This window comes from Pseudomonas sp. NUPR-001 (assembly GCF_052147955.1).
Taxonomy (GTDB): Bacteria; Pseudomonadota; Gammaproteobacteria; order Pseudomonadales; family Pseudomonadaceae; genus Aquipseudomonas.
Genome location: NZ_CP197353.1, coordinates 3,984,984 through 4,003,207 on the forward strand (window position 1 = coordinate 3,984,984; position 18,224 = coordinate 4,003,207).

Annotated in this window: 34 protein-coding genes; 18 read left to right on the plus strand and 16 right to left on the minus strand. The window is 59.0% G+C overall.

The annotated features are described in order from the left end of the window. Window positions 1-5: 5 nt before the first annotated feature. From ACP6KB_RS18060 to ACP6KB_RS18130, 15 genes are all read right to left on the minus strand, one after another. Entirely contained in the window at window positions 6-1,466 is a 1,461-nt protein-coding gene (locus ACP6KB_RS18060) for a phage terminase large subunit family protein (protein WP_442108703.1), read from the minus strand. Beyond that, window positions 1,426-2,055 carry a hypothetical protein gene (locus tag ACP6KB_RS18065; protein WP_442108704.1) on the minus strand — a complete coding sequence of 210 codons (630 nt, stop codon included), beginning with the start codon at window positions 2,053-2,055 and terminating at the stop codon, window positions 1,426-1,428. The genes ACP6KB_RS18060 and ACP6KB_RS18065 overlap by 41 nt, the downstream gene beginning before the upstream one ends. Before the next feature lie 3 nt (window positions 2,056-2,058). After that, window positions 2,059-2,298, minus strand: a complete 240-nt coding sequence (locus tag ACP6KB_RS18070) for a hypothetical protein (protein ID WP_442108705.1) — start codon at window positions 2,296-2,298, stop codon at window positions 2,059-2,061. A gap of 2 nt (window positions 2,299-2,300) precedes the next feature. Further along, a complete protein-coding gene (locus ACP6KB_RS18075; RefSeq protein WP_442108706.1) occupies window positions 2,301-2,789 on the minus strand; it encodes a hypothetical protein in 489 nt (162 codons plus the stop codon). A gap of 2 nt (window positions 2,790-2,791) precedes the next feature. Beyond that, entirely contained in the window at window positions 2,792-3,088 is a 297-nt protein-coding gene (locus tag ACP6KB_RS18080) for a hypothetical protein (protein WP_442108707.1), read from the minus strand. Then, complete coding sequence (locus ACP6KB_RS18085) at window positions 3,085-3,411, minus strand: peptidase M48, Ste24p (protein ID WP_442108708.1); 327 nt, start codon at window positions 3,409-3,411, stop codon at window positions 3,085-3,087. Before ACP6KB_RS18085 ends, ACP6KB_RS18080 begins: the two co-directional genes overlap by 4 nt. A gap of 167 nt (window positions 3,412-3,578) precedes the next feature. After that, complete coding sequence (locus ACP6KB_RS18090; protein ID WP_442108709.1) at window positions 3,579-3,941, minus strand: antiterminator Q family protein; 363 nt, start codon at window positions 3,939-3,941, stop codon at window positions 3,579-3,581. Continuing rightward, entirely contained in the window at window positions 3,938-4,318 is a 381-nt protein-coding gene (locus tag ACP6KB_RS18095; RefSeq protein WP_442108710.1) for a hypothetical protein, read from the minus strand. The genes ACP6KB_RS18090 and ACP6KB_RS18095 overlap by 4 nt, the downstream gene beginning before the upstream one ends. A 112-nt stretch (window positions 4,319-4,430) precedes the next feature. Beyond that, window positions 4,431-4,733 (minus strand): nuclease domain-containing protein, encoded by a 303-nt coding sequence (locus ACP6KB_RS18100; RefSeq protein WP_442108711.1) that lies wholly within the window; start codon window positions 4,731-4,733, stop codon window positions 4,431-4,433. After that, complete coding sequence (locus ACP6KB_RS18105) at window positions 4,730-5,176, minus strand: recombination protein NinB (protein WP_442108712.1); 447 nt, start codon at window positions 5,174-5,176, stop codon at window positions 4,730-4,732. Before ACP6KB_RS18105 ends, ACP6KB_RS18100 begins: the two co-directional genes overlap by 4 nt. Next, window positions 5,176-5,982, minus strand: a complete 807-nt coding sequence (locus ACP6KB_RS18110; protein WP_442108713.1) for an ATP-binding protein — start codon at window positions 5,980-5,982, stop codon at window positions 5,176-5,178. The genes ACP6KB_RS18105 and ACP6KB_RS18110 overlap by 1 nt, the downstream gene beginning before the upstream one ends. Continuing rightward, entirely contained in the window at window positions 5,972-6,820 is an 849-nt protein-coding gene (locus tag ACP6KB_RS18115) for a replication protein (protein ID WP_442108714.1), read from the minus strand. Before ACP6KB_RS18115 ends, ACP6KB_RS18110 begins: the two co-directional genes overlap by 11 nt. A gap of 71 nt (window positions 6,821-6,891) precedes the next feature. Continuing rightward, window positions 6,892-7,089 carry a hypothetical protein gene (locus tag ACP6KB_RS18120; RefSeq protein WP_442108715.1) on the minus strand — a complete coding sequence of 66 codons (198 nt, stop codon included), beginning with the start codon at window positions 7,087-7,089 and terminating at the stop codon, window positions 6,892-6,894. Between the two features lie 49 nt (window positions 7,090-7,138). After that, complete coding sequence (locus tag ACP6KB_RS18125) at window positions 7,139-7,333, minus strand: hypothetical protein (RefSeq protein ID WP_442108716.1); 195 nt, start codon at window positions 7,331-7,333, stop codon at window positions 7,139-7,141. Window positions 7,334-7,363: 30 nt separating this feature from the next. After that, a complete protein-coding gene (locus tag ACP6KB_RS18130; RefSeq protein WP_442108717.1) occupies window positions 7,364-7,603 on the minus strand; it encodes a carph-isopro domain-containing protein in 240 nt (79 codons plus the stop codon). Between the two features lie 39 nt (window positions 7,604-7,642). Between ACP6KB_RS18130 and ACP6KB_RS18135 the strand changes: the two genes are divergently transcribed. The 18 genes from ACP6KB_RS18135 (at window position 7,643) to ACP6KB_RS18220 (ending at window position 18,022) form a co-directional block, all read left to right on the plus strand. Next, a complete protein-coding gene (locus tag ACP6KB_RS18135) occupies window positions 7,643-8,440 on the plus strand; it encodes a S24 family peptidase (RefSeq protein ID WP_442108718.1) in 798 nt (265 codons plus the stop codon). Between the two features lie 71 nt (window positions 8,441-8,511). Then, a complete protein-coding gene (locus tag ACP6KB_RS18140) occupies window positions 8,512-8,745 on the plus strand; it encodes a hypothetical protein (protein ID WP_442108719.1) in 234 nt (77 codons plus the stop codon). Window positions 8,746-9,567: 822 nt separating this feature from the next. Continuing rightward, the gene (locus ACP6KB_RS18145) at window positions 9,568-10,044 is read left to right on the plus strand and encodes a DUF1566 domain-containing protein (RefSeq protein WP_442108720.1); all 477 of its coding nucleotides are present in this window, start codon (window positions 9,568-9,570) and stop codon (window positions 10,042-10,044) included. A gap of 193 nt (window positions 10,045-10,237) precedes the next feature. Then, window positions 10,238-10,504, plus strand: coding sequence for a hypothetical protein (locus ACP6KB_RS18150; protein WP_442108721.1), 267 nt, complete (start codon window positions 10,238-10,240; stop codon window positions 10,502-10,504). After that, window positions 10,501-10,722 carry a DUF551 domain-containing protein gene (locus ACP6KB_RS18155; protein WP_442108722.1) on the plus strand — a complete coding sequence of 74 codons (222 nt, stop codon included), beginning with the start codon at window positions 10,501-10,503 and terminating at the stop codon, window positions 10,720-10,722. Before ACP6KB_RS18150 ends, ACP6KB_RS18155 begins: the two co-directional genes overlap by 4 nt. A gap of 19 nt (window positions 10,723-10,741) precedes the next feature. Continuing rightward, window positions 10,742-10,990 carry a hypothetical protein gene (locus ACP6KB_RS18160; protein WP_442108723.1) on the plus strand — a complete coding sequence of 83 codons (249 nt, stop codon included), beginning with the start codon at window positions 10,742-10,744 and terminating at the stop codon, window positions 10,988-10,990. A gap of 12 nt (window positions 10,991-11,002) precedes the next feature. Further along, window positions 11,003-11,419 (plus strand): hypothetical protein, encoded by a 417-nt coding sequence (locus ACP6KB_RS18165; RefSeq protein WP_442108724.1) that lies wholly within the window; start codon window positions 11,003-11,005, stop codon window positions 11,417-11,419. Further along, window positions 11,416-11,607, plus strand: coding sequence for a hypothetical protein (locus ACP6KB_RS18170; RefSeq protein WP_442108725.1), 192 nt, complete (start codon window positions 11,416-11,418; stop codon window positions 11,605-11,607). The genes ACP6KB_RS18165 and ACP6KB_RS18170 overlap by 4 nt, the downstream gene beginning before the upstream one ends. After that, a complete protein-coding gene (locus tag ACP6KB_RS18175) occupies window positions 11,604-11,825 on the plus strand; it encodes a hypothetical protein (protein ID WP_442108726.1) in 222 nt (73 codons plus the stop codon). The genes ACP6KB_RS18170 and ACP6KB_RS18175 overlap by 4 nt, the downstream gene beginning before the upstream one ends. Continuing rightward, on the plus strand, window positions 11,822-12,277 hold the full coding sequence (locus tag ACP6KB_RS18180) for a hypothetical protein (RefSeq protein WP_442108727.1): 456 nt from the start codon (window positions 11,822-11,824) through the stop codon (window positions 12,275-12,277). Before ACP6KB_RS18175 ends, ACP6KB_RS18180 begins: the two co-directional genes overlap by 4 nt. Window positions 12,278-12,572: 295 nt before the next feature. Continuing rightward, complete coding sequence (locus ACP6KB_RS18185; protein WP_442108728.1) at window positions 12,573-13,316, plus strand: hypothetical protein; 744 nt, start codon at window positions 12,573-12,575, stop codon at window positions 13,314-13,316. Continuing rightward, complete coding sequence (locus ACP6KB_RS18190) at window positions 13,313-13,810, plus strand: siphovirus Gp157 family protein (RefSeq protein ID WP_442108729.1); 498 nt, start codon at window positions 13,313-13,315, stop codon at window positions 13,808-13,810. The genes ACP6KB_RS18185 and ACP6KB_RS18190 overlap by 4 nt, the downstream gene beginning before the upstream one ends. A gap of 10 nt (window positions 13,811-13,820) precedes the next feature. Next, on the plus strand, window positions 13,821-14,303 hold the full coding sequence (ssb, locus tag ACP6KB_RS18195; RefSeq protein WP_442108730.1) for a single-stranded DNA-binding protein: 483 nt from the start codon (window positions 13,821-13,823) through the stop codon (window positions 14,301-14,303). Between the two features lie 248 nt (window positions 14,304-14,551). Then, window positions 14,552-14,911, plus strand: a complete 360-nt coding sequence (locus ACP6KB_RS18200; protein WP_442108731.1) for a hypothetical protein — start codon at window positions 14,552-14,554, stop codon at window positions 14,909-14,911. A gap of 62 nt (window positions 14,912-14,973) precedes the next feature. Beyond that, complete coding sequence (locus ACP6KB_RS18205) at window positions 14,974-15,576, plus strand: DUF1566 domain-containing protein (RefSeq protein ID WP_442108732.1); 603 nt, start codon at window positions 14,974-14,976, stop codon at window positions 15,574-15,576. 63 nt (window positions 15,577-15,639) lie between these two features. Continuing rightward, window positions 15,640-16,254 carry a DUF1566 domain-containing protein gene (locus ACP6KB_RS18210; protein ID WP_442108733.1) on the plus strand — a complete coding sequence of 205 codons (615 nt, stop codon included), beginning with the start codon at window positions 15,640-15,642 and terminating at the stop codon, window positions 16,252-16,254. Between the two features lie 54 nt (window positions 16,255-16,308). Beyond that, entirely contained in the window at window positions 16,309-16,665 is a 357-nt protein-coding gene (locus ACP6KB_RS18215; protein ID WP_442108734.1) for a four helix bundle protein, read from the plus strand. A 355-nt stretch (window positions 16,666-17,020) separates the two neighbouring features. Beyond that, complete coding sequence (locus tag ACP6KB_RS18220) at window positions 17,021-18,022, plus strand: RNA-directed DNA polymerase (RefSeq protein ID WP_442108735.1); 1,002 nt, start codon at window positions 17,021-17,023, stop codon at window positions 18,020-18,022. A 17-nt stretch (window positions 18,023-18,039) separates the two neighbouring features. On the opposite strand, the gene ACP6KB_RS18225 is transcribed toward ACP6KB_RS18220, so the two are convergent. After that, on the minus strand, window positions 18,040-18,216 hold the full coding sequence (locus tag ACP6KB_RS18225; RefSeq protein WP_442114398.1) for a hypothetical protein: 177 nt from the start codon (window positions 18,214-18,216) through the stop codon (window positions 18,040-18,042). Between the last annotated feature and the right edge of the window lie 8 nt (window positions 18,217-18,224).

Below are 18,224 nucleotides of genomic sequence, written 5' to 3' on the forward strand. Positions count from 1 at the left end.
GTTCCTCAGGAGTTAAATGGGTCGTAGTGGGATTGGTGCACGCCATTCTCTGCGGGCTTGCACTGGAATCTTTGACGGGCGAAGCGCCGCATCATGTAGGCGTAGCGCGCGGCAGACAGGATGTCGTCGTTCAGCTTGACGATCCGCCCCATCTCATCGCGGTGATAGCTCATCTTTTCTTCAAAGAAGTCGCTCAAGTGGCTGAACACCTTCCATCGCCCGGTGGTCATGCGTTCGTACATCTCGACCAGTCCGGCCTCTACGCCTACACCGCCACCAGGCCATGTCGCGTGCTCGGCCAGCATCTGCCAGCCTGCATCGACGTACGCAGCGCGCTGCTGCTCGCCCGATGATTTCTCCGACTGCAGGCCATCGCTTGGCCATGCCGTTGGAACATGCTGCGACCAGCTCTTGACCGAGCCCCAGGCGGTAACCGGCGTTACCCTGGACTTCTTCCAGGCCTGCGCCACATAGATGACGTCAGCCTCTGGATCAATCCACAGCTGCACGTGCGCTTGCGGGTGATCCCAGCCGAAGTCCATGCCGTTGATGACGCGATAGTGAGCTGGGCACTCAAACGGCGCGCACTTGATGTCGTCGTCGCCGAAGTCGAAGATCAGACCGGTACCGAGCAATGGTTCGCCCTTTGTTCGCATGTCGCGCTGCCAGGCCGGATAGGCCGCCAACAGTTCGCGCTTGGTTTCTTCATTGAGGTGCGGCGCGTCATCCCAGGTGGCGCGCTGCATGTACTGGCCGTCAGCTGGGTCATCCATAAACTTGACGACCAGTTCGGTACGACCGTTTTCAGGGGTGAAGGTCAGGATGCCCCTGCCGCCCCTGCCCCGGTCACCAGTTGCTGTCCGCGTGATGACCTGCGGGTAGATCTCTTTGTCTTCTGGCTCTTCGTCGATGTGGTACCAGTCGACGCTGTCGCCCATGATCGCATGCTGACCCTGGCTGTAAGACCAGAACTGCACTGTGGCGATATCACCACTGCTGTGCCTGACCCTTACCTCGCGCATCGCCCCAGATGTGCCGGTGGCCGAAAGGTGGCCGACAATCCGGTCAGCCGGTATAAGGCCGCCAGTCCACTTACCCTGCTCCAGCGTGCCGAACAGAGGTTTCTGCAGCAGGTCGCGGGTCTTCTCCATCGAGTAACCCAGCAACCAACACAGCGGCGCGTGCTCGAACTGGTGGCCTTCCCAGTCATCCGGGTAATCACCCAGCAGATGGATGGCGTCGATGGTCAGCCCGGTTCGGGTCTTGCCCACCCGGTTGGCCGCCATGAGCATGCATGAGCGGTGACTTGCGGTAGCTCGGACGTACTTGAGCTGCCAGTCGTAAAGCGTCCCAAACTGCAGAAGGTGCTGACGCTGCGCATTGCGGCGCGCCTTTTCCTCAAGCAGTGCGAGTAGTTCCAGCTTGTCAGCCAGCAACACCCGAGAGCTTGGCGATTCGGCGATCAAGTTCTTCTTCCGTCATCTTGCTGCGGTCATCGACCGGCTGTTCGTCGTCGATGCTGTAGGCCTGGCGCTCCAGGGCGATCAGCACTTTGAGGGTGTCGCCGAGGTCTTTCAGGGTCTTGGTCCGACTCGGAAGGCTGATGACCTTCTGATAGAGGTCGTTCAGCTTGTCGAGGCCGTTGTCGTCTGGTGAGTGCAGTAGCTCACCCAGTTGGTCGAAGAGGTCGCGGTTGTCCGTAAGCCCTTCCAGCTCTTCCAGCATCTTGTTGGCGAGGTTGCGGTACCGGCCAATGTCGCTCCGGTGGGCAATGCGGATGTTGGCGATGACCTGAGCGCTTGCCTCAACCGTAGCTCGTTCGGTAGCCAGCTGTTCTTTGGATACCTCAGTGGATACCAAACTTTTGGATACCAGTGCATCAGCCTTGGCTTTGATCTTTGCCTTGAGGTCGCGGACCCACCCATCACGCTTTGCGCGCTTGTTGATTGCACCATGGGTGATGCCATGAGCTGTAGCGATCTCGCGCACTGAAAGCAAGCCGGCACGGTACAGTTGCTCAATCCGCTCCCAGTCTGGCGCCTGCTTCTCGGTCACTGCTTACTCCCCACCCGCCACAGGAGTGACTACCTCGCCAGCGCCGGAATCAGCAGGAGCTTCAGGCTGGACCGCAACAGATGTTTCCGTAGCAGCTTCGCGCATCCATTCGAACTTGGCGAAGATCGCAACCGCTTTGCCGCCGTCGACGTACAGGGTCAGGCCGTTCGAATCCAGCACATGGGTCGAGGCCTCGATGCGATGGATCACCCCATCTGCAGTCTTGACTTCATATTTGGTCATCTTTAGTACTCTTGGGGATTCTTGATTCGGAAGTCAGCCGCAAACATGAACGGCTGATTGCCTGAGCCTGTATTCGTCACTTTTAAGACGTATGAGGTCATAGCGGTGTGAATGAACGGCTCTTTGTCACCATCCTTGCCTACACGGTTCGAACTGGTGCTTTCGACTTCGAAGCCGGTAATAGCTGCACCCAGGGTTCCGGGCGTAACGCCTTGGTACCACTGAACTGGTGGTGTAAGGTCTTTGAACTCAAGGCGACGATTGATCGTCTTTGCCGGAGCCCCGCCGGTCCAGGTTGCCTGAAACAGCTCGACCTTCAGCGCCGTGCTCATCGTGAAATACTCACGGGACAGCGCGATCATGTCGCGCTCGCCTATGATGAAGCCAAAGTGGAATGTAGCGGCGGCAGCCATCTCCCAGGCATGACTAACTCGCCAGATCAGTCCGCGCTTTGCCAGTTCGAACGTCTCTTCTGCGGTTACCTGTGGCATGACTACCCCCTGCGACGACGCTCTTGGCCATTCCACTGCCAGTCGTATTCGAAGATGTACTGGCGTCGGGCCCAGGCATACATCACCACCCCGGTGTGCATCAAAACCGACCATGGGTCAGCGGGCGCCCCACGCATCAGATTGATGAGCAGCCCGAACGCCCCGATCGCGACCAGGTAGAACGAGGTCGCGAGAACCGGGTGGTCGACGAAGTTCACTGCACGCAGATACTCAAGCGCGGCAAGAACCACCAGAATGCACAGAAGCGCATCAGCGGCCATCAGGACTGAGTTGATCATGCTGTCGGGCCTCGCGAGGCGATGAATTGCCCAAGCGCTGCCTTGATCCCTGGAATGATGTTCATGGCCGTCAGGCCAAGTAGGAAGGCCACCCCGCACAGGAGGTAGTCATTCATCTCCAGCTCAAGGCTTTTCGCCAAGTACGCAGATACTGGCTGCGTCAGGTAGGTCGAGAAGAAGAATCCAGTCAGAACAGCCGTTGCTGCCTGGCCCCTGGTTAGGCCCTTGAGGAACCCCAGCGAGAGAATCGCACCAATGAAAGCCGCCAGGGCAACGCTGTACTTGGCCAGCAGTGCGCCTGCCGCAGTAGTGGTCGGCTCCATATGGACTCCAGGGGAATAAAAGGCCCGGAATAGCGGGCAAGTGTTGCCGGGAGCAGCACCAGGAAATAAGGGCACAAAAAAGCCCGACTCAATGGCCGGGCTTGTTTGAAACGGTAAAACCGCAATATGACGCGATACTGCCACTATCGTGTTAACACGTCAACCGATCACGCAGCCATTTTCATATCGAGACATGCCTCGATGTATGTTCTTCCAGCGATCAACAGCTCTCGGACTTTCAATCGTGGTAAATCGAGCAGGTTACCCACCGCCTGCATGGTCATGCCAGTGCAGTAATAGACCCGCAAGCAATCGGCAGTCTTTGGGTATCTCTGCCATAGTGACGCTACAGCCCGGTCAACTAGTAGCGCCTCATCATCAGTGATTGCCGCCGGAAGGTTCGCCGTCGGCTGCTCAACGTTGTCCCGCATGATGGCGTACAAAGGGGATATCCCAAAGCCGGGAACTCCAGCCCCCTGCCACACCCAGCGCCCCCACTGAGTGAGGAGTTCTTCTGCGTCGTAGGTCATGATGCCTCCCCTTTGCTGAGCTTCAGCAACATCAAAATCGTTTCAATGGCCCGGCCCGACTTCACCATGCCAGGGTCGCAGCGGTACACGTTCCAGCCCAGTCGCATAGCAGCGTCGTATTTCTTGAGGTCTTCGCTGAACCCGGCTCCGGTGGTGTGTCGGCCACCAGTCCAGGCGCCGCCCTCGACCTCGACCGCCACCATCTCGGCCGGGAAGGCAAAATCGAACCTCCAATCTCGCAGACCTGCTTTCGCGAGTCGGTCACGAAGCCCCTTGCCAGGTCCTCCTGCCGCGATAGCGCCAAAGCGGTACTCTGTGTAGGCCTCTACCTTGTGAAACTTCAGGTGAGAAGCCAGTAGCTCTTCAGGCTTACTCACTCACCGCCCTCCAGGCGCTTGCGCTTCTGGGCGCAGACGTAACCACGGAAAAGGCAGTAGCCGGAACAGACGACCATGGCAAGCAGAAGCATGAGTGGATAATCGTTGGCATTCATGCGGCAACTCCCGGGACCCTCATGAGGCCCTGTTTGATCCAAATAAGCTGGGTTTCCGCCAGTGCGCGGAGCAGATCGGCATCGGTGTATTCCCCGCGGCGTCGGCCGTCGATGATCGAGTGACAGTTGTCGCAGGCGAAGCAGGCAATCATGTCCGGGCCTTTCATTCCCATGCCTTTCTGGCCACATGGGATGTGCGCGAGAACAACGGTGCCGTCATCGTGGCTGCAGCCGTTAAGGCGCAACGTGCAGGTTTGGCCGCGCGCGGAGTCGCGCAGTTTCTGGCTGACTACTCTCATGCCGCCCTCCCTCGGCGCTCGCCGTAGATCGCCATCATCAGGTCATCTGGGTGCGGCAGGAGCAACTGCAGGTGCTCGGCACAGTAGGCGTCCAGAAGCTCAAGGTAAGTGGTCATCTGCTGGGTGTTGAACTTGCGGGTCTTGGCACGGCCAACGCGGTACCGGGTGCCGTCTGGAAGCTCGACGGGGTGAACCTCGGCGGGCCAGAGTTTGGCCACCAAGATCTCGTGCCACTCTTCCGAGCTGGCGGTTTGCCCGAACGAATCGCGCAGGTGCGCCTGGATCAAGCCATTCCACATCCACAGCAGACGGTTTTGGGCGTCGCTACGCTTGTTGCGGACTTCGGTGATCGCGATCTTGCGCGGCTTGGCCAGGTCAAGTCCGGCCAAGTATCCGATCAATCTGGTTCGGTCTTGCTCAGTACGGAGCATGAGATCAGCCATTAGAAGCCCTCCTTGCCGCGCTGCGATTCCCAAGTGAACGGGAGAACGATTACCCCACCCTCGCGCAGACGATCCGCACAGCGCTCGCCGATAGCCGCTGGCAGCTCCTGGGCGCCGAGGTTCGACACGATGATGGTCGGCAGCTGCTGCTCGTACCGGCCGTTGATGATCGAGAACAAGGTCGACAGTTCGAAGTCGCTTGGCTTCTCCTTCGACGCACCGATCTCGTCGAGAACCAACAGGGAAGGCTCGATCAAGCTGGAGAAGATCTGCGCCTCGGTCTGCTCACTGGCGCGATCGTAGGTGGCACGGATGGCCTGCAGAACCGTGCCGATGGTGCGATACACCGCTGTCGCCGAACTGGTAGACATGATGGCGTTAGCGATCGCTACGGACAGATGCGTTTTTCCGGTGCCGGGCTTGCCCAACAGCAACATGCAGCGACCCGCCTTGAGGTGATCAGGGAAACTGTCCGCGTAGGCCTTGCACTTGGCCAGGGCCTTTGCCTGCCCGGCGCCATCGGCGCGGTACGTTGCGAATGTCTTGGCGGCAAAGCGCTTCGGGATCAGCGCGGCGCCCAGCTTGCGCTCCATGGCCTGGCGGACAAGAGCTATTTCCGTCTGGCGTTCCTGCTCTTCACGCTGCTCACGGGCGATGCGGGAGCATTCCGGGCACCCAGCCTTGAACTCTCGACCCAGCACCAAAGTTACTCTCTGATCGTAGGCACCGTGGGTTCCACATTCAGCGGGCTGAACGCGCGTACCCGGCGGCAATTCATTACTCGGTGGGATTGGCTCAGAACGCATAGGAACCGTCCTCCCGCTCAATCAGGCCAGCGTGGTAGTCGCGATCATTGAAACCAGTGTGGCGAGATGGCAGCGCAGCAGGAGGGTTTGAATCGTTCAGGCGCTTGATCACCCAGGACGCCTTGAATCCTTGCCAGCCAGCGGTCAGCGCTTCGGTTATCGCGGTGGAGGCATCGACGCCTTGGGCGGCGCACTTGGACAGCTCGGCGTTTACGGTTGACCAAACTGTTTCGGTCACTGCTGCGCGCTTGGCTTTGCGCTGGGCCAGCCAGTCGGCCAACAGTTGCTCAGGCACCTGGTGAGGATTGTCAGCCAGCAACTGGGTCATCCCGAACGGAGCTTTGCGATCAGGCTTGGCCGGTGCCAGTTGCTCTGGGGAGGAAGTAATCTCTTCCGAAGGAAGAGTTACTAAGGGGGTTTGTTTCTTAGAATAAAGAAGGGAGTCGTCGGTTTTGGTCCGACTCGCGGTAGATCCGATTCGCACCACTTTGTCCGACTCGGACAGGTTGGTCCGAGTCGGACATTCGAAATAAACCCACTCTTTCGGGTCGCAAATGCTGATATCGCCCCGCGCACCGCCTACGCGGTGAATCACTCGACGCTTCAACAGGTGACTGATAGCCCTCGATGCGACATCAGGGTGTAGGTTTGTGGCCTTGGCCACATCGGTGGCCTTGATTCGTACGGCGCCCGCTTGGAAGTTGATCGTGGCCTTGGCGATGAACAATGCAACCTTGAGTTCACGACCAGGCAAGTCGATGGCCATCAAGCCATCCATCAGCTGGTTGTCCATACGGGTAAACCCCCTGGACTTGTCAATTTGGATGATGTTTGTCATGATTTCTCTCGTTGAACTGCTGTCGAAAAAGCCACCATGCCCGGTGGTTTTTTTGTGCCCGGAATCCGGGATTACTCTCTTCTGCGAAACGCTTGTATGGTTCCGCTCATGGCTCTTGGCCTGGTTCGTCTGGTCAGTTCCTGCTGCATTCCAAGCTTCGCCAGCTCTTCCGGGGTCATCCCCCTTCGCGCTGCCTCCGCCTTCAACAGTTCCAGATCCTCGCCATCCAGAAGATCCACAAGCGCCATACCATTTCGTTCATCTGGCATATGCCCTCCGGTCCCTGATCGGTCCCTACTGAGTCCTTACGGTTCGGCTTCAGGCTGCCCGGCTGTCGCGGGTAGAATTGCCAACAGCATCGAGCAGCCAGGACTTCAGGACTTCGCGTGCAAGGACCGCCTTTGGCGTGCGCTGAACACGCGCAGCGCAGCGAAGAAGCTCTTCAAATTCGTCGTCCAGCAACACCTTTGTCTGGTTGGTGTGTTTGTGATTGGGTCGTGATAAGTCGCTCATAGCTTTACTGCTCCTTGCGGTTGGAATTGGTTAGGCGGCGGTCTTGGTTGGCGCGGTGACAGCCAAAAGGCGCGGAGCCTTGAACGGCTTGCCATTGGCCTTGGCCAGTGCTGCGATCTTTTCGGCGTAGCTGGTCTCGCCGGTGTATTCGGTGCGCGGGAGGCAACCAGCGGTGAGCCACTTGTAGACGGCGCGCGGCGTTTTCCCGCAAGCGAGAGCTACTGCGGTGACCCCGCCTGCATCATCGATTGCCTTCTTGAGCTCCTGCATAGGGGACTCCAACGAAAATGTGAACTGTCAGTACATATTATGTCGGAACTGAAAGTACATGCAAGCGCATGCGATATTGAACCTATGGTTCATATAGAAGAAATACGAGCGGCCTTCGCGGCGCGCTTGAAGGTTGCTCTGTCCGCCAACGACATGCCGTCGTGGGGCGCTGGTGCGCGCCTGGCGAAGCTTGCCGGGGTCACACCCAAAGCCAGCAGCAAGTGGCTCAACGGTGAATCTATGCCGGGTGGTGCCAAGATGCTTGCTCTGGCATCAGCTCTAAAGGTCCGCGTTGAGTGGCTGGAGTATGGTCGTGGTGAAATGAAAGAAGGGCCCGCTCCAGAATCTCGACCGTTATCTCCGCAGCCTGCAGAGATCCCCGCATTTCCGACCGAGGATGACGCTGAGGACGCTTATGTTCACATCAAGCAGTACTCCGCGCTTTTATCTGCCGGCCCAGGGCACGCCAATGAGCACGTTGAAATCCGCGGAACACTGGCCTTTAAGCGTGAGTGGATCAGGTATATGGGGCTCAACCCCAAAAACCTAAAAGTCATCTACGCCCAGGGGTCAAGCATGGAGCCGACCATCAATGATCGGGACGTGCTCTTGGTCGATGAGTCACGATTAGATCCGGTGGATGGTCAAGTTTTCGCACTGTTCAGTGAAAACAAGGGGGCCATCGTCAAGCGATTGATCTTCTCCGACCTGGAAGGCTGGATAGTCCGAAGTGATAACCCGGACAAGGCCTTGTATGCGGACCTCAAGATTCCTGATGGAGAAATCCATGAGCACCGAATTCTTGGTCGCGTGATCTGGCGTGGCGGGGTTCTGTAGCCGCGTCCTGACCAAGCCCAAAGGTGTAAGAGAGAAAATACACATGACGCAGCAAGTGAGGAGCGGAAGCAATGACCCCAGCCGAGAAAAAGGTTTACGACGCGCATGAAAAGCACGCCTGGACGCTCGCGTTTCTGGTTTTCGGCGCCCTTGCAGTTGTTGTCTGGTGGCTGGATGGATGGCTTCATCGCCAGCACGGAAGCTGGGCAGAGCTTGCCTATTTCGCCCTCTACATCGTTTCGTTCTTTGCGATATTTGGCCTGTCCTTCGTGAAGGACTGGTTTATGGATAGGCTGCACAAATAAAGCCATTGAGCTTGCATGGGGACAGAATGGATAGGTCAGCAGACGGGGTTTTGTTTATCTATGTCTACGTCGGAGAAAAGACCTTTGAGTCTAGGGTTGACCTTGCGTTGATCGATGGGAAGGCCTTAGCGGTATTCGAGTGGGCGCCTGATGACTCCCCAGCTTTTTCCGTAGAGCTTGATCCTACCTACCTTCATCCTCTGTCCGGCTGGAGCGATGCAACCCACATGTATGAGTTTCCGATCCGGGATCCGCGCACGCCTCTTCATTAGATTCAACTTGAAGCGCGCGCAGCCGTTTAGACTCATCATAGATGGTCTTGGCAGCCTCCATATCTCCCGCTTTCACCAGCTCAAGGATGCGCCTGAATCTCGCTTCACACCCGGGTGAGCTGTCGATTATTACAATGCCAGATCTATTGTCTTTCTTCTCCATGACGCCTCCTAGCGGTCTGTAGACCTTCACCAATCCTACATCCGCCAGCCCGCTCCGTGCGGGCTTTTTTGTGGGCGCGAGAAAATTATGTACTTTTGGTACTTGACCGCTGTGAACCATTGGTACATATTTATCTCACGCAGCGACCTACCAGGTCCTGCACAGGGCCTCAAGAGGCCCGCCACACGACTGGTGAAGCCGCCAGATAGCACGGGATCAGCGAAGTGATCTCCCAGCCCCGGAAAGCGGGACCGACTGGAACCAACGTTCTTTGACATCGAGATTGACGCCCAGGTGGCTGCCAGTAGCAGGCCTGGGCGGGAAAGCATCACTGAAGCGCCTGGTGATCCGGGTGCTTTGGGATGACAACCAACGCAGGAACACCCAATGAACGCAGAACAAAAACTGATCCCGCCAGCCATCGGCGAAATCTGGCCAGGCCAAGGCGGCATCTACGCCGGAGTCATGCCGGCGCGTAATGGCCAAGAGGCCTACCACCTGATCCTGGGTGACGAGCTGGGCCGCTTCGAGTGGGGCCCCTATGGCGATGAATCGCCAGCAACCAGCTTGACCGACGGCCAGGCCAACACCCTGGCTCTGCTCGAGCGCGGCGCCTACCCGGCTGCGAAAGCAGCGGCCGCACACAACGCTGAAGGCCACACTGACTTCTACCTCCCAGCCATTGCCGAGCTCTACGAAGCCTGGATGAACATCGGCTACAAAGACTGGTACTGGCTATGGTCGTCTTCGCAGCGCTCCGCCTACGACGCGTTCGACGTGGACTTCGGTGATGGCATTCAGGGCGGCGGCGGCAAGCTCGGCGAGCTCCGCGTCCGCCCCGTCCGCAGGTTGCCTATTCAGTAATTCATTCATTTCTCTCGCAGGCGATTCCGGAACTCAGGACGAGTTAGGCCAGAAGCTTCCCGGGAAGCGCCGGGCGTCTGCACCACCTTACATTCTATTTCGACCGCATTGGCAGGTGCCAGGCCAGTCTCACGGCTGGGTTTGGTCACCCGCGTCTGGCATCTGGCCAATGCGGCCCTACCGAGGAATTACCATGTGCGACTGCGCATCTGAAGTTGAAGCCAGAGCAAAGGAAAAAATCGCCACGCAACTCCCCGCAGGAGCTCAACAGCTCACCGTCGAGCTGCAAGGCATGGCGATGATCCTGGGTAAAACTCTGGAAATAAAGAACAAGCTCAACCTGCACGTTGAGTACCAGGCGCCGAAGCGCGGGGGCGGGTTCAAGACGGTCAAACAGGACCTGTCGATGATCGGCAGCTACTGCATGTTCTGTGGCGAGAAGTACCCGGAGGCGGCATGAACGGCTGGATAAAGTGCAGTGACAGGCTGCCCGAACTGCCAAAGGGCGGCGGCAAAGCTCGCGTCATCGCCTACACACCAGCCCGCGCAGCGCAGAGCTTTGCTAACGGCTCGCGCTTCCTCTATTGGAACGGCATCGACTGGCGCTACTTCGACGGCTGCCGTTTTGAGCATCGCGTCACGCACTGGCAGCCGTTCTTGGAGCCACCCATCGAGTAACCCAATACCTGGAGGCGACATGGCCGTCACAGTCGAGACTGCTGCCGTCTTCCGTGGCGGCGGTCGTCGCTGGTTCACCCTGCGCGCTGCATGCGCAGCTGAGGCAAGGGCCCTGCTCAAGCAGCACTGCCAGTGCGACCACTTCGAAGATGGGCAGGGGCATCACTGCGACCTGCCCTGCAATCTTCACCACCCTGACCGATACCCGCGAAGCATGAAGCGCCTGACGGATGGCTTCATGCGGCGCTATCGAGCATCCCAACCGTAACCGGAGGCGACCATGTCAGCACTACGCAAAGCCCAATGGCTCTACGACAACGCCGAGCCTGAAGACGACTCAGCGCATCAAGAAGCGGTTCAGGCCTGGATCGAAGACAAGGCCGAGCAGTTGGTAGGCGGTGCTGACGTTCTGGTCCGCCAGCGCTTTGGCCCGCCGGTAGGCATCCGCCAAGACCAGTTCGTAGCCAAGCTCGCCGAGCACCTCAGGGCGCTGCAGGAGGCTGAGCAAGACGACCTCAATGCCTTGGCCCTGCTCCTACTTCAAGCGGAAACAGGCGGCACCGTGAAAAACATGGTCGGGGAAGTCGTCGGCCAGAGCGACCACAGTCGCGGCAAGCTCTATGAAATCGCCGAGTCGATGCTTGAGCAATATGCCCAGGCAGGCGTCGAGGCTGATGCAGAGGATGCCTCGCTATGAGCCCGCACGTCCTGCTCGACAACGAGCTCGACGCCATGGCGCACCCCAGCACGGACCTGAGCTGGAGCGTCATGGTTCAAAAGCTCATTACCGAGATGCTCACCGATGAGCGCATCACCATCGAAGAGTTCAACCACTACTGCGGGCGCCTCAACAAGATCGTTGATGGGCGCAAGGAGGTTGCATGAGCACTCCACTGGTCAAATCCCTGATCGACGAACAGGTTGCCGAACTTCCATCAAGCCAATGCCTGCCGCCTGACCGCGTCCTGATGCTGTTCAAGGGGCCGACGTTCGCCGCTACTGTGCACGAAGCCGAGCTGGCCAGCATCGAGAACCCAGCAGCCTGGAAGTGCCGGGCCTGCATCTGCGGCGAGTGGACTGTCGGGTATGAGGTACGGGCATGAAGCTTGAGCGCTCAATACTAATCACCTTGGCCGCTCACGAATCAGTCTTGCAGCGGATCAAGTCGTTGACGGCCGACATCGGTCTTCACCTTGGTCGATGTGAGAACCGCTTCGACTTGATTGGACCGAAGCCTGCCAATCCACACCCCGAACTTGGCGATCTTCCATGGCCGAACGGAAGCGAAGAGCATTGGCAGATCCTGTATGACGAGAAAAATCGCCGCAAGACGCACATGTGGGACGCATTCCGAGAGTGGTCGCAAGACGAAGATCGCGGCCTGAATGACAAAGAAGTGATGGATTACTTGCTCAAGCAAGGATGCGTCCACTGCACCAGGGCCTATTACTTCGTTAGGGAGCGCAAGAAGGCGCGCCGCGACCTTGGCAACTTCAGGCGATCACTCCGCGCATTAGGCAAGTCGGCTATCAAGGCCTTGAAGCCTAAGCCATGACCAGCTACCAGCGCGCCAAGCGCATCGCCTACTGGCGCGGCTCTGCCCTCACCCTTCTCGCCTGCACCGCTTTCATGCTCGCCAGCTCACTGGCCGGGCAAATCACTTCCTGAATACACACCCGATGCACGGCGGGCCCTACGGGGATAACCGTACCCTGAGTGGAGCGTAAGCCGGTAAGAGCGCGCAACCATCACCGGCAGCCAGAGCCTGGGTCAACCCTCCGTGCTTGGGTGATCTGGCATTTCCCTATTCCAACTGACGGCGCTGCCCTAGGCTGCGCGTGGAGCTATCAATGTCCAATTCCAACATGCGCATCTGGGGCCAGGTCGACAAGACCGATACCCGATACACCAAGAGCGCCGAGGTCGGCGGTCAGAAGATCACCAGCCTGAACGGCACCGCGATGGTCATGAAGGCCACAGAAATGTTCGGCCCTGTCGGTATCGGCTGGGGCTGGAAGGTCCTTGAAGAGCGGTTCGACGACGGCCATGAAGTGTTCGCCGGTGAAGGCGACAAGCGAATCTGCCTGGGCCGGGAGATCGGCCACACCGTCAAGATCCAGCTTTGGTTCATGCAGGATGGTCAGCGCGGCGAGGTCGAGCAATACGGGTGCACTCGGTACCAGTACAAGACCAAGTACGGCATGACCACCGACGGCGAAGCGCCCAAGAAGTCGCTGACAGACGCCATCAAGAAGGCTCTGTCCATGCTCGGATTTAGCGCCGATGTGTTCCTCGGCATGTTCGATGACACCGACTACTTCCAGCAGCGCCAGGAAGAGACTGCCGTTGAAGCAGCCGAGGACAAGGCAGCCGCTGAAGAGCAGCAAAAGCAGGAGCGTCTGGAGTGGCTGAAAACAGCAGTCGAGACCATGGCTGGGGCAGTCACCATGCATGAGCTGAAGATGCTCAATACCCGATTCGTGAAAAGCGCCACCGCGCGCAACGAAACAGCGTTCCTCCGTCGTCTGACCGAGGCATACGAAGAGCGCAAAGCCTTCATTGAGGGCGCTCAGAAGAAGGAGCAGGCCGCATGAGCACTCTTTACGAACTGACGGGCCAATTCAAAGAGCTGACCGTCCTCATGGTTGGGGCCGACGAAGACATGTCCATAGCTGTACGCGACACCATGGGCGCCATTGAGGCTGAATTCAACGACAAGGCTCTGGCAGTAAGCCGGGTCATCCTGAACATGGATGGCGATATCGAGGCCGTGGATTCCGAGATTGAACGCCTCCAAGAACGAAAGCGGATCATGTCCAATCGCAAGGGACAGATCATCGACTATCTGCGCGAGAACATGGAGGCGGCGAACATAACCAAGATTACCTGCCCCCTCTTCACCATCACTCTGGCCAAAGGTCGCGAGTCAGTAATCATCGACGACGAAAAGGCCCTCCCTGACGACTTGGTCGATTCACGCGTGACCTATGTCCCTGACAAGAAGGCCATCTCCGAACGGATCAAGGCCGGCCAGGAGGTAAATGGCGCTCACCTAGAGCGCGGAAAGTCTTCAATTCGTATCAAGTAAGAGATAACTCATGCCAACACTTACCGATATCGGCCGCCTCGGCCGCGACGCTGAACTGCGCTACACGCCTGACGGGAATGCCGTATGTAACTTGGCTCTGGCCTGTGAGTACGGCCGCAAAGGCCAAGATGGCAAGCGCCCCACCCAATGGGTCGATGCCACGCTCTGGGGCAAGCAGGCCGAAACCATGGCGCAGTACATGGTCAAAGGCCAGCAGTTGCACTTCACCATCGATGACGCTCACGTCGAGACATACACCAAGGGTGACCACTCCCAAGGAGTGAAACTGACTGGTCGCGTGATCATCATCAAGTTTGTCGGTAGCCCGCCACAGCAGGCCCAGCAAGGTAGCCAGCAGCAACAACCTCGACCTCAACAGCAGCGCCAACAAAGCCGCCCACAGGCTCAGCAGCAGAGTCAGCAGGCCGCGCCGCCGGACAGCTTCGACGACGACATTCCATTCGCGCCGCTGCATTACCTGGTAGGCGCCTAATCGTGATCGCCACGATCTCTCAGCCCGTACCTGCCGTGAAGTACGCGGCTGCCATGGCCAAGTCCACTGGTCAGCCTTGGGGCGTGTATCGCGGAAACAAGCGTCTACTGGTGGTCATGCCTTCTGGCTCTACGAAGAAGACGCCAATCGAGGTGTGCTACCCATGAGACGCATCCAGAAACTCACGCAGCAGCGTCGCCGCCAGCTGCACATACACATCCCGCCCAGCGGATTGAAGGAGGTGCCGTATGGCGATGTCTCAGCAAGAGCGAGACCAGAGGCGCCGCGCCAAGCAGTCCAAGCACGGTGAAGAAGACCTGCGCATGAAGACCCGCGCCGGCACCCGCCAGGCCCTGGCTGAAATCATGCAATGGGCCGAAGTCGAGGAAAACGGCGAGGCCATGACCCTGCTGATCCATCGCATCCATGAGTTAGGGCCTGATGCGGCCCGCCACTTCCTCAGCGCACCGCGCCACGAAATCGTTGTGTCGGATTTTGTGGCGCGAAAACTCGACCAGTTCCGCATTGGGCGAGAGCTGCGGACGCCCGACCTGATGCTGGGCGACGACCCGGACGACACCGGCCTGCTTCTGCTAGCCAACGCCTGAACTTACCTATTCCAACATGCCGCATCCAGCCATGGAGGGCGGCGCCATCCTGAGGAAAATCCATGAAATCTGAAATGGTGAAACTGGAACACAAAGGCATCCAGTTCAAAATGTCTCGACCAAAGCTGGCAGAAATTGCGATTGCCAGCGTGTTCGCCCAGGTGCTGCCGCCTGTGGCCAACGTTCAGCCGGTTGTTCCGGCCGATATCCCTGCTGTCGGTCAACCATGGCGGGGCCAGGGTGGCATCAACGGCGGCCTGGTCGCTGCTCGCGGTGACGTACCGGAGCACTACCTGATCATCGCTGCTGAAGACACTGGCAGCCATGAATGGGGACGCCGCGGCGAAACCTCTGGCGCTACAAGCAAAACCGACGGCCTGGCCAACAGCGCGATCCTACTGGAAGAAGGCAACCACCCTGCCGCCAGCGCTGCGAGCAAGTACACCGCTGACAACCACAACGACTTCTACCTGCCGGCCGCTGCTGAGCTGCACCAGGGCTGGGTCAGCTGCCCTGAGGTGTTCGCCCAGGACTGCTACTACTGGTCGAGTTCGCAGCGCTCCGCCGACGTCGCATTCCTCATGAGCTTCGGTGATGGCATTCAGAGCGACTACGACAAGAACTACGAGCTCCGCGTCCGCCCCGTCCGCAGGTTGTTCATTTAATCCTTCATTCATTCGAACAGGGGCGCATCAGCGCCTTTTTTGTTGCCTTCCAAGGAGCAGCACATGAGCGTAGTAGAGAAAGTGGCACCTGCAGTACAGCTTCCCGAGATCGGCCAGCCCTTCGGCGGTGGCTTCTTCTCTGGCATCACCGTCGAGAACGGTCAGCGCTACGCCAACATCACCGCCGGCGCCGATCATGAGCTGGTCGGCGAGTGGGGCGAGTACGGCGTCAAGATCGACGGTGCCGACAGCCTCACCGATAGCCGCGCCAACACCGAGGCCATGGCCGCCTCCGGCAGCGAGCTGGCACAGAAGGTTATTGCCCTGGGCATCGGCGGTTTTACCGACTGGGCGATCCCGGCGCGTGACGTGCAGGAGCTGCAGTACCGCCACTTCAAGCCAACCAGCCGTGAGAACTACTGCTGGAACCGCGATGGCGACAACCCGAACAGTCTGCCGGTGGGCCTGCTCTACACCAAGGAATCGCCAGTCAAGACCCAAGCTCCCGGCTTCGCCAACGGTGAGCCTGAAGCCTTCAAGGCCGATTGGTACTGGTCGAGTTCGCAGCGCTCCGCCGACTACGCGTTCAGCATGCACTTCGGTGGTGGCATTCAGAGCTACTACGTCAAGGACCTCGAGCTCCGCGTCCGCCCCGTCCGCAGGTCGCTTATCGATTAATTCGTTCATTCAATCCGGCCGCTTGCGGCCGGTTGCTCAAGGAGGAGCACTGTTGTGGCAATGCACACCGACCTATCGATCTACAAGTCATCGCTTGGCCTGCTGCAAATGGCCACGAACCTGACCCGAAACATCCCCCGCGACCTGAAGCAGTCGCTCGGTAAGCGTGTGATTGATGAGTGCATCGACGTGCTGATGCTCATCGCCCGGGCCAATGCCGCGCAGGACAAGCGCCTGCACCTGACAAGACTGGTCGAGAAGGTCCAGGTGATCGAATTCCTGATGCGCCTGTTCAAGGAAAGTCGATTCATCAGCGTGCCGCAGCACGCCAAAGCGATGGAGATCACCACCTCTATCGGAAAACAGGCCAATGCCTGGAAACGCTCCACCCCAACCGCGCCCGCTACCTGAGAGTTACGGCTTTCTGGTCTGTGCGAATTGAACCTGGTCGTGCCGCTGACCTTTGGTCACCGCCATGCGCACCCTGGATACCGCCGGTCTAAAGCGTCCGTGTAGGTCCAGCGCAGTTTGCCCGCTGAGGATTCGGCAGGCCGACGTAGATTGCACGACAGGTCGCAGCGCTCCGCCAACAACGCATTCAACATGAACTTCGATGATGGCATTCAGAGCAACAACGACAAGAACAACGAGCTCCGCGTCCGCCCCGTCCGCAGCTTCAACGCCCTACCCGTTCAGCGATTTGGTCCAGGCCTATTACGACTGCCGTCGCTCAAAGCGCAACAGCGCGAGCGCGCTGGCTTTCGAGATGAACCTGGAGCGGAACCTTACGGCGCTTCACCGCGACCTGGTAACCGGCCAATACCGGCCAGGCCGCTCTATCTGCTTCGTGGTCACCCGGCCCAAGCCCCGCGAGGTGTGGGCCGCCGACTTCCGCGACCGCATCGTGCACCACCTGCTGTACAACCACATTGGCCCAAGCATCGAGCGCAGCTTCATAGCGGACAGCTGCGCCTGTATCCGAGAGCGCGGCACGCTGTACGCCGCCAGGCGCCTTGAGGCGAAGATCCGCAGCCAGACGCAGAATTGGTCGAAGCCAGGCTTCTACCTGAAGTGCGACCTGGCCAACTTCTTCGTGGCGATCGACAAGCGCGTGCTGGCCAGTCAACTGTCGGCCAGGATCGCTGAACCCTGGTGGCGCGCCCTGGCCCTGCAGGTGCTGATGCACGACCCGCGCGAGGACTACCAAGTCCGCAGCCCGGCGCACCTGTTCAACCGGGTGCCGCAGCACAAGCGGCTGACCGCGCAGCCTGCGCACCTTGGCCTGCCAATCGGCAACCTGTCATCGCAGTTCTTCGCCAACGTCTACCTCGACGCCCTGGACCAGTTCTGCAAGCACCGGCTGGGCGCCAAGCACTACGTCCGCTATGTCGATGACTTCGTGCTGTTGCATGAATCACCCCAGCAACTGAACGACTGGAAGGCCGAGATCGAAGCGTTCCTGCCGAAACTGGGCGCCAGGCTCAATCCCTCGAAGACCATCCTGCAGCCCATCGACCGCGGCGTGGACTTCGTTGGGCATGTGATCAAGCCCTGGCGGCGCACCACCAGGAAGCGATCCGTGACCCAGGCCATGAAGCGCACCGCAGCAGCACCGGCCGAACAGCTGCGCGAGACCGCCAACAGCTACTTCGGCCTGCTCACCCAGGCCAGTCACAGCCAGAAAGATCGCGCCGCCCTGGCCAACCTGGTTCTGCGGCGCGGGCATGTCGTAAACGGCGAGCTGACCAAAACCTACCCGAAGCGATAACCAACCACATCAACGAATCACGCCACCCCCGGCGAGGAACGCCTATGGCTGCGTACTACAACGAAATTGACCCGCACGCAGCTCAGTGGCTGCGCAACTTGATTGACGCAGGCCACATCGCGCCAGGCGTCGTAGATGAAAGGAGCATCGAGGATGTCCGGCCCAGCGATCTTCTCGGATTCACCCAGTGCCATTTCTTCGC